Annotated in this window: 12 protein-coding genes and 1 pseudogene; 8 read left to right on the forward strand and 5 right to left on the reverse strand. The window is 44.4% G+C overall.

Annotation, left to right across the window (positions count from 1 at the left end; genetic code table 11):
• Positions 1-87 precede the first annotated feature (87 nt).
• A pseudogene (locus tag R7041_RS22755) lies at positions 88-165 on the forward strand (VOC family protein); the annotation flags it as partial.
• A gap of 59 nt (positions 166-224) precedes the next feature.
• On the opposite strand, the gene R7041_RS20860 reads toward R7041_RS22755, so the two are convergent.
• Positions 225-935 carry a biotin/lipoate A/B protein ligase family protein gene (locus R7041_RS20860; protein ID WP_206949422.1) on the reverse strand — a complete coding sequence of 237 codons (711 nt, stop codon included), beginning with the start codon at positions 933-935 and terminating at the stop codon, positions 225-227.
• Positions 936-1,159: 224 nt separating this feature from the next.
• Between R7041_RS20860 and R7041_RS20865 the strand changes: the two genes are divergently transcribed.
• On the forward strand, positions 1,160-1,486 hold the full coding sequence (locus R7041_RS20865) for a DUF4156 domain-containing protein (protein ID WP_054729325.1): 327 nt from the start codon (positions 1,160-1,162) through the stop codon (positions 1,484-1,486).
• 79 nt (positions 1,487-1,565) lie between these two features.
• Here the strand turns inward: R7041_RS20865 and R7041_RS20870 are convergent, their stop codons facing one another.
• Positions 1,566-2,594 carry a hypothetical protein gene (locus tag R7041_RS20870; protein ID WP_054574562.1) on the reverse strand — a complete coding sequence of 343 codons (1,029 nt, stop codon included), beginning with the start codon at positions 2,592-2,594 and terminating at the stop codon, positions 1,566-1,568.
• Positions 2,595-3,004: 410 nt separating this feature from the next.
• A complete protein-coding gene (locus R7041_RS20875) occupies positions 3,005-4,153 on the reverse strand; it encodes a PLP-dependent aminotransferase family protein (RefSeq protein WP_206949421.1) in 1,149 nt (382 codons plus the stop codon).
• A 125-nt stretch (positions 4,154-4,278) separates the two neighbouring features.
• Here R7041_RS20875 and R7041_RS20880 point away from each other — a divergent pair, with 125 nt between their 5' ends.
• Both R7041_RS20880 and R7041_RS20885 read left to right on the forward strand, forming a co-directional pair.
• On the forward strand, positions 4,279-5,148 hold the full coding sequence (locus tag R7041_RS20880) for an AraC family transcriptional regulator (protein ID WP_017819835.1): 870 nt from the start codon (positions 4,279-4,281) through the stop codon (positions 5,146-5,148).
• Positions 5,149-5,228: 80 nt separating this feature from the next.
• Positions 5,229-6,131, forward strand: coding sequence for a LysR family transcriptional regulator (locus R7041_RS20885; RefSeq protein WP_206949419.1), 903 nt, complete (start codon positions 5,229-5,231; stop codon positions 6,129-6,131).
• A gap of 77 nt (positions 6,132-6,208) precedes the next feature.
• Here R7041_RS20885 and R7041_RS20890 read toward each other — a convergent pair whose 3' ends face one another.
• Positions 6,209-7,012 carry an SDR family NAD(P)-dependent oxidoreductase gene (locus tag R7041_RS20890; protein ID WP_206949417.1) on the reverse strand — a complete coding sequence of 268 codons (804 nt, stop codon included), beginning with the start codon at positions 7,010-7,012 and terminating at the stop codon, positions 6,209-6,211.
• A gap of 228 nt (positions 7,013-7,240) precedes the next feature.
• Between R7041_RS20890 and R7041_RS20895 the strand changes: the two genes are divergently transcribed.
• Entirely contained in the window at positions 7,241-7,480 is a 240-nt protein-coding gene (locus tag R7041_RS20895) for a YdcH family protein (protein WP_005373737.1), read from the forward strand.
• A 73-nt stretch (positions 7,481-7,553) separates the two neighbouring features.
• Here the strand turns inward: R7041_RS20895 and R7041_RS20900 are convergent, their stop codons facing one another.
• Positions 7,554-8,225 (reverse strand): cupin domain-containing protein, encoded by a 672-nt coding sequence (locus R7041_RS20900; RefSeq protein WP_064369383.1) that lies wholly within the window; start codon positions 8,223-8,225, stop codon positions 7,554-7,556.
• Between the two features lie 208 nt (positions 8,226-8,433).
• Between R7041_RS20900 and R7041_RS20905 the strand changes: the two genes are divergently transcribed.
• The 3 genes from R7041_RS20905 to R7041_RS20915 are packed head-to-tail and all read left to right on the forward strand — an operon-like array spanning position 8,434 to position 11,290.
• Complete coding sequence (locus tag R7041_RS20905) at positions 8,434-9,576, forward strand: hypothetical protein (RefSeq protein ID WP_017633595.1); 1,143 nt, start codon at positions 8,434-8,436, stop codon at positions 9,574-9,576.
• The gene (locus R7041_RS20910) at positions 9,566-10,492 is read left to right on the forward strand and encodes a metal ABC transporter solute-binding protein, Zn/Mn family (RefSeq protein ID WP_064369382.1); all 927 of its coding nucleotides are present in this window, start codon (positions 9,566-9,568) and stop codon (positions 10,490-10,492) included. Before R7041_RS20905 ends, R7041_RS20910 begins: the two co-directional genes overlap by 11 nt.
• A 3-nt stretch (positions 10,493-10,495) precedes the next feature.
• Entirely contained in the window at positions 10,496-11,290 is a 795-nt protein-coding gene (locus tag R7041_RS20915) for a metal ABC transporter permease (protein ID WP_064369381.1), read from the forward strand.
• Positions 11,291-11,636 lie beyond the last annotated feature (346 nt).

Genomic DNA, 11,636 nt, shown 5'->3' on the forward strand with positions numbered 1-11,636 from the left:
GTGCGACATTCTGAGGCTTTTACGCGCAGGCTTCAACTAATTCCGTCATGGATAAATATTTGAACTGGATCTCATTTCTTTTTGGCAGGCAAAACTGATAACTGGTTTGGTCGATCGATTGAATGGTTTTACGTTGGCGATGCCCATTCTTACATCGCTATCACGGTATGCAGTTTTAGTTTATCAAATGCTGTTCGGAGTGTGGGGGAGGCTTGCTCCTTTCATTACTCCGCTTTTGCATGCGTTAAAAACGCACTCGTCAATTGCTGAAAGAGCGAATCTACCGATGGGCGGTCGGATACATGATGGAAGAGCGGTGTGTGGACATCACCACGAATATCATCGCTGTGACCGCAAAGCTGATTACACATTCGTACTGGTTCGACAATCTTCTCGACGTCGGCATCAATCAGAATGCATGCTTGTGACAATACCACTTGTCCGCCGCCTTTTTTAAGTAAAACACGCTGCGCGGTTCCCACGACTTTTTGCCCGACAATGTTGAGGTTGTACTCGCCATCGCAGTAGGAATAAGGCGTAGCATGAACATCCACTTTCACGCCGAGCTGTTTAAAGAAAACCGTTAATATTGCACATAAATCGAGATACGCTTTTTTGATGTTGTAAGGCTCGCCTTCTGGCCAGTGGTAAATGTGGGATAGATTGATAATACCTGGCACCTGAGGGACTGGGGCACCACCGGTTTTACGAGAAAAGAGCTTCCAGCCAGACGTATTTAACGCATGTTCTAACTCATTAGACACTGGCCATTTCTTACCCGCGGGAAGCACGAGCGTTGGACTTTTTACTTGCCAAAGCAATAGCACTTGCGAGAGTTGGTTGGACTGAACTTGTTTAATGAGCTCATCTTCTTTGTCAAATGCATCAGCGACTTCCGTAGCTGTGTAGCGAATTAGCTTATTTTTAGCAACCAAACTCTATCCCTCGCGGCTATTTAATCGTTACTGTTGTATCTCAGATACAGCTTTATTGCTAGGTCTGAGTGATTAGGCTTTTGCTCGCTAGCTGCATGATCACCTTTTGGATCTTTTCCGTTGTCCATTAATTCTACTTGAACACGCGATAAAAAGTTTTTGCTAGTCATCACATCAGCCATTCATAAAATCTGCCATCTATGAAAAATTTTGGCGATATAAGTATGAAAAAGCGAGTGATGACTCTCGCGTTAGCGGCATCATTAACGGGATGTGTGACGTTCCCAACTCAAGAATCTGAGCAAGTACAGGTGCTTTGGGGCAATGTGAATGCGATTGAAAACTGTGAACTAATGGGTACCGTGATCGGCTCAGAAGGACACTTTTACGACTACTGGCTTCATGCAGATAAAGACATGGTTTGGGGGACGCTAAACCAAATGCGCATCAAGGCGGCGGATTTAGGCGCAGATACCTTGTACTTGTATCAACCGTTGAGCTTTTCTACGTCAGTGACGATGTTTGCAAATGCTTACAAGTGCAAACAGTAGCTATTGGCTTGATCATAATTGAAAGACAGGCGCTGCTCGCCTGTCTTTGATGCGTTCTACAAATACTGGCTACTTTGCGTTAATTAACGTTTGCTGTCGCCACCGCTGATGTATCAGAAAACGACAATGTAAAGTCTCGCTCAGTATTAAGCACTTTGGCTGGAAACTCTAAGCTCAACTGCGTATGTGGCGCGACTTCTGAAGCAATGCTAGTAACGAATTTTCGGGTTTCTCCAGGAGAGATCGATATGTCACTTCCACCTTGTGATGAGAGCTCAGCGATACCCATTGTTTCAAGTGTGTTACCTGCAGTATCCGCCAGGTGTAATAAAGATTCTGACTTGTAGATTAATTCTCCACTTTCTGTACGATATGCATTAAACGAGTTGAAATTTGGTTGCAATGATCCTTGTGAACCAATGTTAGTAACGGAAAATGTCACATTAGCGCCATCAAAGTTCTCGACTCTTACAAGTACGTTACTGTCTTGGTAACGAGCGGCTGCTGCCGCAGTTGCTTGCTGTTTCTGCCTCTGTTTCTCTTTTTCAATGTCGCTTAACTGTTTCTGCTCATTAGCGATTCGATTCTTTGCCATGTAGTACGACTGATCGACCATTGCTATTAAAGCGGGGATTGAATACAAAGTGAGGCCTTCCAAATGGTCAAAGTCGATTTTGGCATGTTGAGTACGTTTATGATTAGAAAATTGGCAGTAACCATCAATCAAACTGATGAAAGCCACTTCAAAAGTGCCTTGTAATCGGCTTACTTCCTGTGCTGCTTTCTCTAGATTTGAGCGGACTTTCCGAATCTCTTCCAAACTCTTTTGTGAAAGACGACCGTTTGGCGATACGTCGTTAGAAACCGAAACCAGTTCTTCGGTCACAAATGGATTGTTTTCGGCTGGAATCACCGTAGTTATACGGTTGGATTTGGTGATGTCTTCGCCCAATAAAACCATCATTTTTTGCGATGCGGCGGTTGTGTTGCCCGCTAATACGTCACTACAGTTTGGCGACGTATTGGCATACACGGCGAATGCGGTAAAAAGTGAAAGTGTAACGGACCAGCCGATGGTGACGAGTCCTGTCGTGGTTCGAGTATTCATCCTGATAACCCCTCTGTCATTTGGTGCGATTCACTGACGTAATTGCCAATCAAAAGATTGGCTCGCGACATTCAGAATGGTTCTGGTCAACCCTTCGTAGTGGGTATGCCCACAGATGCTTTTTTAGTCGTTTATCAACCGCTAAGCCACGATTGATAAAGTGTCTGAAATTGAGAGCATTAACGCTGCGAAGTTGATGTCTTTGACTGAAAGATAGACGTAACTTTTCCAACCATCAAATACGTGATTGAGTTCTCATTTTTATATGAGTGAGAGGTTCAAGAGAAAACAGGCACTTACTGTAGAGAGTTGATTTGAAGGAAAAATATAAATTTTTTTGGGGAACTTTTTTGATGCTGCCTTTGAGACTTTTTTGAATCTCAAAGGCAGGTTCTTACACTCGTGTTCAATTACAACGTGTTGAGGACATCCGCGAGTCGAGAGACAGCTGTCGTCAGTTCTTCTGGTGTAGCATTGGTAAAGTTAAGACGCAGAGCGGCTTTTACCTTTGAACCTTCTGGATAAAAGACCGGGCTCGGCACTACAGCAACCCAGTTTGCGAGAAGGTTTTTCGCCAGTTCGAAGGTGTCGCATTCTGGAATCTCGACCCAAACGAACATACCACCATCGACGGGTTTGAGTACGCAACTTTCTGGCAGCTGTTTTTGCAGTTCAGCAAACATGACATCGTAACGTGATTTGTAAAGCGCACAGATGGTTGAAATGTGCGTTTCGAAGTTGTCATGTTGCAGTAGACCATGCAGCAAAGCTTGCATAGGAATACTAGAGTGCAGATCGGCACCTTGTTTAATTTTGATGAGTGGCTCAAGGTAGCTGTTTTTGCCCGTAACTACACCAATACGCAAGCCTGGTGAAGCTATTTTGGAGAAAGAGCGCAATACGATGGAGTGCTGTGGGCAGAAGTCCGAAACTAGCGGCAGTGCTTCACCAGAAAAACGCAGCTCGCGGTATGGTGCGTCTTCAATGAATGCCACGTCGTATTGTATACAAAGCTCGGCAACTTTTTGGCGAGTCTCTAGCGCCCAGCACACGCCCGTTGGGTTGTGAAAATCGGGCACGGCATAGAACATTTTCGGTTGCTGTGTAGCAAAGCATTGTTCAAGTTCTTCAAGGTTTGGACCACACTCGGTTTGTGAAACAGTCACGATGTTGGCTTGCACTAGACCGAATACTTGCATAGCACCAAGGTAGCTCGGTGCTTCCATTACCACTTTATCGCCCGGATTCACGTACGCACGCGCAATCAAATCTAGCCCTTGCTGAGAGCCCGTTGTGATCATCGCCAAATGAGATTCTGGCAGCTGGTAATAATCGGTCAAAAAATTAAGTAGCGGTGCGTAGCCTGCTGTTGCGCCATATTGAAACACCTCTGGCATATTCGCGAGGTTTTCTAGCGTCGGTTTCATTAAGTCGATCGGGAAGGTTTTTTCGTCCGGTAAGCCACCTGCAAGAGAAATGACGTTCTTATCGCTTGCTGCTGCGAGGATCTCTCGGATGTAGGATGACTTAGTTTGTTGTAATGACTGTGCGATTTCCATGTGCTGTGCTTCTCGTAATTGTCTTTTTTTATGTCAGAAATAGTATAGGTAAATTGCCAAGCTTGGTGTGTCCATTTATGCTGTTAAACATGTCCATTTATGCTATTTAAGCGAAAGTTTACTCCGTGAGCCATCAACAAGTTTCCAGAATCAATGACGTGCTGTTTTACATTCACCAGGACATTAGCAGAGATTTATCGGCTAAAGAGCTAGCAGATGTAGCAGCCTATTCTGAACAGCACTTCCATCGTATTTTTAAAGATGTGGTAGGGGAGTCTGTCCATCAATATATCCGTCGCACAAGAATGGAATACGCCGCCAATCAACTGATGTTTGATACCAGCTCATCGGTGTTAGACATTGCTAACAAGTGCGGCTTTAGCTCGGTATCTTCTTTTAGCCGAGCGTTTAAAGCAACGTTCGCTATGTCTCCTGGTGCGTGGCGAAAGCATGATTTACAAGTCGCAGAAAAGCCGTATCTAAAAGATCCGGAAGTGGCTGCGGGTTATCATCGGGTTGCTAAACGCGAGTTGCCAGAACCTAAAATTATGGAGGTTCCACAACGCTTTGCGGCTTATGTGCGGCATGAGGGTTATAGCCGTTCCATTCGCAATGCGTGGCTGATTTTGAAGGCGTGGGCAAGCTCTGAGAATCGGGACTTTTCGGTTCAATATGGTTTGCATCACTCCAACCCCGCTTGGGTCGAGCTAGATAAGTGTCGCTATGTGGCTTGTATGGCGATTGATAAGCCGCTTAAAGTACGCGGTGTCGTGAATCAAATGACGATCCCGGGTGGTTTGCATGCTGTTTTTCGCTTAACAGGCGTATATGGAGAGCTTCTTCCTCAATTGAGTATGGTGTTAGAGAAGTGGTTGCCGAATTCAGGCTTTAAGCAGCGTTCTACACCCGCTTATGTTCACTATCAGAAAAACCATTTCCTTAGCCATGATGAGGCGTTTGAGCTGGACTTCTATCTGCCCATCAGCTTTTTCTAATTGGAGTATTTATTTACTATCCGTAAGGAAGAAAATGCTAAGCTCTATATGGTGATTTTTTACAAATAATTGAAAATTAAATGAACATCGATCATGTAAAGCTATTTGTCCGTTTGGCTTCGACACACAACATCAGCATGGCTGGTCAGGAGCTTGGACTTTCTCCTGCTGTCGCTAGCGCACACATCAATAAACTTGAGGACAGCTTAGGAGTTCGTTTAGTTCATCGCACCACACGCAAAGTTTCCTTAACTGAAGAGGGGCAGGCTTTTTTACCTCACGCGGAGGAGGTCCTTGCAACAGTGGAGGCAGCAAGGGGAGCTGTTGGCTCAGGGCAGAGTTCGCCAACGGGAGTATTACGTATAACCGCCTCTGCAACTTTTGGTCGCTTGCATATTGTGCCCGCATTAAAAGGTTTTATGGCGCGTTACCCAGGGTTAACCGTGGACTGCCGATTTTCTGATTCCATTATTGATCTGGTTGAGGGAGGTTTTGATGTCGCCATTCGTGTCGCTGAGTTGAAAGATTCTTCATTGGTTGCAAGAAAGCTTGCGCTAGATCGTCGTATTATCGTTGCATCACCAGATTATATTGAACAATTTGGGAGACCTAACAAGCCCCAAGACTTGGCGAATCATGAATGCATTAACTTAGTTGGAATGAATAATTGGTCATTCAATACAAAAGATGGAATGCTCAATGTAAGAGCTTCTGGTCGTTTTAAAACTGATAATGGTGATGCGATGAGAGACGCGACGGTAAACGGGTTAGGTATTTCTATCAACTCAGTTTGGAGTGTTTATCAAGAATTACAAAGTGGTCAGCTAGTGGAAGTACTCGAAGATCACCCTTTAGCGATGGATGCTGGGATTTGGGCTGTGTACCCAAGCTCTCGTTTAATTGCGCCTAAGGTGCGTGCCTTTATTGATTACTTTGCTGAATACTATGGCACGCCGCCTTATTGGGAGTTTGCGGAAAAGTGATAACAAGTTTCACTTATCGAATACATTGTTTTTAAGGTCCGAATAAAAACGAACCTCAAGATAATTCTTAATTGTTATTAATAGGGTTTGCTTAGGATTAATTCAATACTATCAATTATCTGCTGTGTTTTGCTTTGATCTAATGCATCAGGGTGTGGGGGCGCAAATGCTTCAATGTCATTATCGAAGTACATACCATGCGCTTGGGCAAACTCTTCTGATAGCGCAGCGCGAGTTAGAATATCTGCCCCTAAGCGGATATCACCACCAGCAACCCCATAAGCATCTTTAACCATCTTACTACCTAGGAATGATTTTGGGTTTACTGATACCAACATAGGGCCAGTGTTCTTAAGCTTTAGTCCGATTGCTCGTGACCACATCGTTAATGCCAATTTGCTTTGGGCATATGCTTCGCCATCTGACAATGGTTTGTTACCGAGTAAAGCGCTAGTGTTTACTGTTGTTTGTGCAGCTGAAGACAAATTAACCACACGACCCGTATCACCGAGCAACGGCAATAGCTCTCTAGTGAGTAAGTAGGGAGCAATGGTGTTGACTGCGAAGCGTACATCAAGACCCTCTTTAGTTCTTGGATTTGGTGTTGCGTACACACCAGCATTGTTAATGATGACGTCTAAATGATTGAACCGTTCTGTTATCTCCATCACTATCTGTTTTACCGCATTGGGAGAGGATAAATCAGCAACAAGGCTTTCAACTTTACCACTTTTCATCTCCCTCAAACTTTGCTCAACTTGTTGAATTTTCTCTATATTCCGGCCATGGATTATTACGTGTTGTTCACGGTTAATTAACATTTTCGCGGTTTCTAAACCAATACCGTCAGTAGATCCAGTAACTAGAATTGTCTTTCGCATGATCGCTCTCATTGTTGAGGGTTATTATAGAACGATCATAGTGGCATCTTTTGCATTCGACTATTGAGACTAAAAAGAAAACACTTTCTAGGAAAAATTGAAAATAACTTTGTTGTTCTTTTTGTGGACGGTGCGACGAATTAACGTCTCATTAGATGCTACGGTTATACATGTGGTGCTCAAAAATTAGGCACTGTTTTGTACTCAAATAATAGCCAAGAGGTCTCTATGTTAGGTGAAAATCACTCATTAACTCATGAATTCCCAGAACATTTGGATACCATTACTCAGCTTACCGAAAACGATGCATCATTTGCTGAAACCGTTAAAAACTACAATGCTTTAGATAAGGAAATCCGCGTACTAGAACTTCAAGGAAGCCCGATTGATGATCACGAAATGAACGTGTTAAAACATAACCGGGCTGAGCTCAAAGACTGGCTCCACTCGCGAATAATGGGTTCTTAGTGACGAAATGATCATCGGCTCGTAAATTGCGGGCCGATTTTAGTTCCAATGGACGATGCCAAGTGTGCAAACATTAGGAGTGCTGAGCAGGAGCTTGGAGCGGCAGGTGACCAGTTTTTACCCAAATGATCGTTTCTTGCTCTACAAAAGGAAAATGCTCGCTCATATGTGGGCTTCGAATCCAAGAGAGAGCGGGATAGGTACCTAGCTCGTCTCTCAACTCTCCTGACAATACGAAAATTTCTTCACCACCAAAGTGACGGTGTGGTTGAAACTTCTCACCTTTTGGCCATTTAACCAACGCGACATGTTCGTGCTCAAAATTATGCAGCGGCATGACTTGCAACCCACCGACACCACTCTGCCAGCTCGCTTGGTTTGTATTAATGCGAACTGTTTCAAGATCCTCAGATTCGAACTGATTTAGTTTAACTAAAATCACACAGCCTTCTTTGCTAAATGGTGCGTGTTGACTTCCTGGAGGGTTACGAAGGTAAGTGCCGGCAGGGTAGTCACCGTATTCGTCAGAGAATACCCCCTCGAGCACCAATATTTCTTCTCCTTGAGGGTGAGGATGAGTCGAAAACTGCGAATTTGGCTCGTACTTAACGACGCTGGTGGTATGCCCTGATTCTTTGGCTTCTCGTTCCAAAGGTTTGCGCCACACACCTTTGGAAGGGCTGGCGATCCACTCCTGTTGAGCAGTATCTATCACGATTCTTTTTGAAAAATCCATATTCAACATATTGAAATTCCGTTACTTATTTAATTACTAATTCTCATTAGTATACGTATAAAAAACATCAATTGATTCATTTGTTGATAGCCCAATTCATGGATTGAGTACGAACATGAAATCGGAGCCTAATTTAAATTTCTGCTTGTGTAATGAGAATTGTTATATTATAACATCGCAAAATTAAATGTTATAACATAACAAAAAGGAAATAGTAGTGAATAAGAAATTGGTGTCTCTCGTGATCGGTAGCATTTTTGCATCCCCTGTTTTTGCCGACACACTATCGAACCCACAGATTGGTGTTGTTGTTGATGGCTACTACCAAGATGGCCAACGTCATAATTCTGAGCGCGAAGAAGGCTTTGGTCTAGGCCATACGGAATTAAACTTCTCATCAAATATCGACGACAAGTTTTACGGCGCATTGACCGCGGTTCTTGAAAGTCATGGTGATGAGACAGAATTAGAGCTTGAAGAGGCATTCATCGAAACTTTGGCATTGCCATATGGTGTAAACGTGCGCGCTGGCCGATTCCTATCTGACTTTGGTTACCTGAACAACCAACACATGCACACCGATAGCTTTGTTGAGCGTCCAATTGCTTATCGTACTTTCCTTGGCTCGCACTACTACGATGATGGTGTACGTGCAAACATCGTGTTGCCAACCGACCTTTACGTAAAACTTGGTGTAGAAGCGCTCAGTGGTAGCAAAATGTCTTCTGTTGAAGATGGTTCTGAAGTTGGCGTGTACACCACGACGCTGAAGCTTGGTAGTGACTTCTCCGAATCTTCAAGTTGGCAGTTTGGTTTAAGTTACCTGCGTAACGAAAACGGCAAGGTTAAAGAATTCGAAGATCACGACCACGGTCATGAAGAAGAGCATGAGCACGATCACCATCATGGCGCAGCAGTGACAGGTGCGAACCTTTACGGTGCTGATTTTGTTTGGAAATGGGCACCAGACGGTAATTACAAATACAGCAACTTCACGCTATCGGCTGAATACATGCTGTTAGACGGTGTGGTAGACAGCAAATATAAAAACGATGCAGAGTCACCAGACAACTTAAGCGCTTACTATGTTTCGGGTGTTTATCGCTTCAACCCAAGCTGGTCAGCAGGTCTACGTTACGGCGAAGCAGAAAGCTACGATGGTCATGCACACGGCGACCACATGCATTTCACTGAGCTGAATGATAAAGAAATGGATGCGATGATCGCATGGGATTCTTCTCATTTCGGTACTATCCGTGCGCAATACACTCGCATTGATAACCAAGACAGCGAGACAGACAACGTGTTCACTCTGCAATACGTGATGACATTTGGAGCGCACGGTGCTCATGCGTTCTAAGCTGACATTGAATAAATGCAGTTTGGTGATGATGGCAGCAGGAGCTGCCATCATCTCTTCGCCTGCTTTGGCTCTAAACATTTTCGTTTGTGAGCCAGAATGGAAAGCCTTTCTTGAAAGCCACGCGCCAGATGCCAGTATTTATTCAGCGACAACGGCTAAGCAAGACCCACATTACGTACAAGCTCGTCCTTCTTTGATTGCGAAGATGCGCCAAGCGGACATGGCAATGTGCTCGGGTGCAGAACTAGAAGTGGGGTGGTTACCTATGCTGCAAGTTCGTAGCAGCAATGCGGCGGTGCAAAATGGTGCGCCGAGCATGATCTACGCGACGGACTTCGTGCGCATGTTAGATACTCATGCTCACGTTGACCGTAGCATGGGAGATATACACGCTCACGGTAACCCACATGTTCAATTTGCGGCAAATGACATGATTCCATTATCTCGTAAAGTCACGGAGCGCCTAAAAGCGATTGATCCCGACAACGCACAAAGTTACCAAGTGAATGGTATGAAGTTTCGTGCTCATTGGCGTAAAAAGCTTAAAGAATGGAATGAGAAAGGGGCTGCTTTAAAGGGTAAGCAAGTTGTCGGTTATCACGCGACGTATCGTTATTTGTACGATTGGCTCGGAATGAAGCAGATTGCCGATCTCGAACCTAAACCGGGCATTTCACCGACCACATCTCACCTGCAATCACTTACCAAGTTAGATGCTGACAGTTTTGATGCGATTGTTTACTCTTCTCATCAGGATCAGCGTCCAGCGAACTGGTTGCAAGATCATACTGACAAACCTGTGATTCAACTGCCATTGACCGTTTCTGAGGGTGAAAGCTTAGATGAGATGTACGATCAGGTCATTGATGATTTACTGGATGTGTTAGTGCCACCCGCTCCTGTGAAGATCTAAGTCATGGCGGATTATGCATGGCTTTTACCTGCGGTTTTGTGTGGTTTAATTGCGTTGGTTGGCAACATCGTTATGGGGCAACAAGTTCTTAATCGTCAGATCATCTTTATAGATTTGGCGGTGGCGCAAGTCGCGGCATTGGGGGCAGCACTAAGCCACTACTGGTTGAGCCAATACGCGCTGTTCTCAGGCTCATTCTTTGGCGAAATGATTGGCCCTTGGGTGATGTCTTTGATGCTTTGCGGTTTGATTGCCTTAATGGAGAAACGATACCAGCAACATTTAGAGCCCATGATTGGCAGCTTGTTTGTCGTGTCTGCATCGCTGGCGATCCTGCTGGTGAGTAAAGACCCACACGGCGGAGACTTTATTCAAGGGATTCTTAATGGGCAATTGTTATGGGCGACTTGGGCAGACGTTTGGCCTTTGGCACTCATTACCGCTGCGATGTTGCTATTGGTTTGGTTAAAACCTGCGTTTATGCGCGGTAGTGGTTTTTATCTGATCTTTGCAATCCTGATGCCCATTACGGTCAAGTTAACCGGCATTTATTTAGAATTTGCTTTGTTGGTTATTCCAGCTTTATGTGCGGCAGCATTGAAGGGAACTCGATTCTTTGTCGCTAGTATCAGCATTGGTATTGTTGGGATCTTATCGGGTATTGCCGCATCGGCTCGCTATGACTTACCGAGTGGTGCGAGTATTGTGATCACCCTGTTTATTGCTGGCATGTTGTTTAATCTCTTGCTTCAGCCTTTTCTGGTGAAAATAACAAAACCAGCTTTTGTAAGAGATTAAGAGACAAGTAATATTGGTCTGATGAAGTAGTATTTGATTAATCAGACCAATACTTTTCTATCCAAGTCCTCCAATCGTGTAACTTTGCGCCTTCCAACACACTTTCTTACGTTGATCTTGCCATAGTCATCAAGTTGCCTTGATTAGTTCACATTCGACTCCCAGACTGTTTCTATAGTTTTTATAAGATATAAAAGACCCTGCGTATGAGAAGCGCAGCTGTAACGCGACTAGGCATAAAAACAAAAAACGCTAGGGATACAAGCGAATTTGTAATCTCAACATTTAAGGAAGACCAAGATGAAACCGGAAAAAGTAGCAGTAGTCACTGGTGCGGCTCGTGGTA

The sequence above is a fragment of the Vibrio sp. 1751 genome, from assembly GCF_033339895.1.
GTDB lineage: Bacteria > Pseudomonadota > Gammaproteobacteria > Enterobacterales > Vibrionaceae > Vibrio > Vibrio alginolyticus.

Bases quoted from the DNA above. Each gene is read 5' to 3' on its own strand.
- R7041_RS20870 (WP_054574562.1), bottom strand. From the start codon at position 2,594: ATGAATACTCGAACCACGACAGGACTCGTCACCATCGGCTGGTCCGTT.
- R7041_RS20910 (WP_064369382.1), top strand. From the start codon at position 9,566: ATGCGTTCTAAGCTGACATTGAATAAATGCAGTTTGGTGATGATGGCA.
- R7041_RS20900 (WP_064369383.1), bottom strand. From the start codon at position 8,225: ATGTTGAATATGGATTTTTCAAAAAGAATCGTGATAGATACTGCTCAA.
- R7041_RS20865 (WP_054729325.1), top strand. From the start codon at position 1,160: ATGAAAAAGCGAGTGATGACTCTCGCGTTAGCGGCATCATTAACGGGA.
- R7041_RS20875 (WP_206949421.1), bottom strand. From the start codon at position 4,153: ATGGAAATCGCACAGTCATTACAACAAACTAAGTCATCCTACATCCGA.
- R7041_RS20885 (WP_206949419.1), top strand. From the start codon at position 5,229: ATGAACATCGATCATGTAAAGCTATTTGTCCGTTTGGCTTCGACACAC.
- R7041_RS20915 (WP_064369381.1), top strand. From the start codon at position 10,496: ATGGCGGATTATGCATGGCTTTTACCTGCGGTTTTGTGTGGTTTAATT.
- R7041_RS20890 (WP_206949417.1), bottom strand. From the start codon at position 7,012: ATGCGAAAGACAATTCTAGTTACTGGATCTACTGACGGTATTGGTTTA.
- R7041_RS20895 (WP_005373737.1), top strand. From the start codon at position 7,241: ATGTTAGGTGAAAATCACTCATTAACTCATGAATTCCCAGAACATTTG.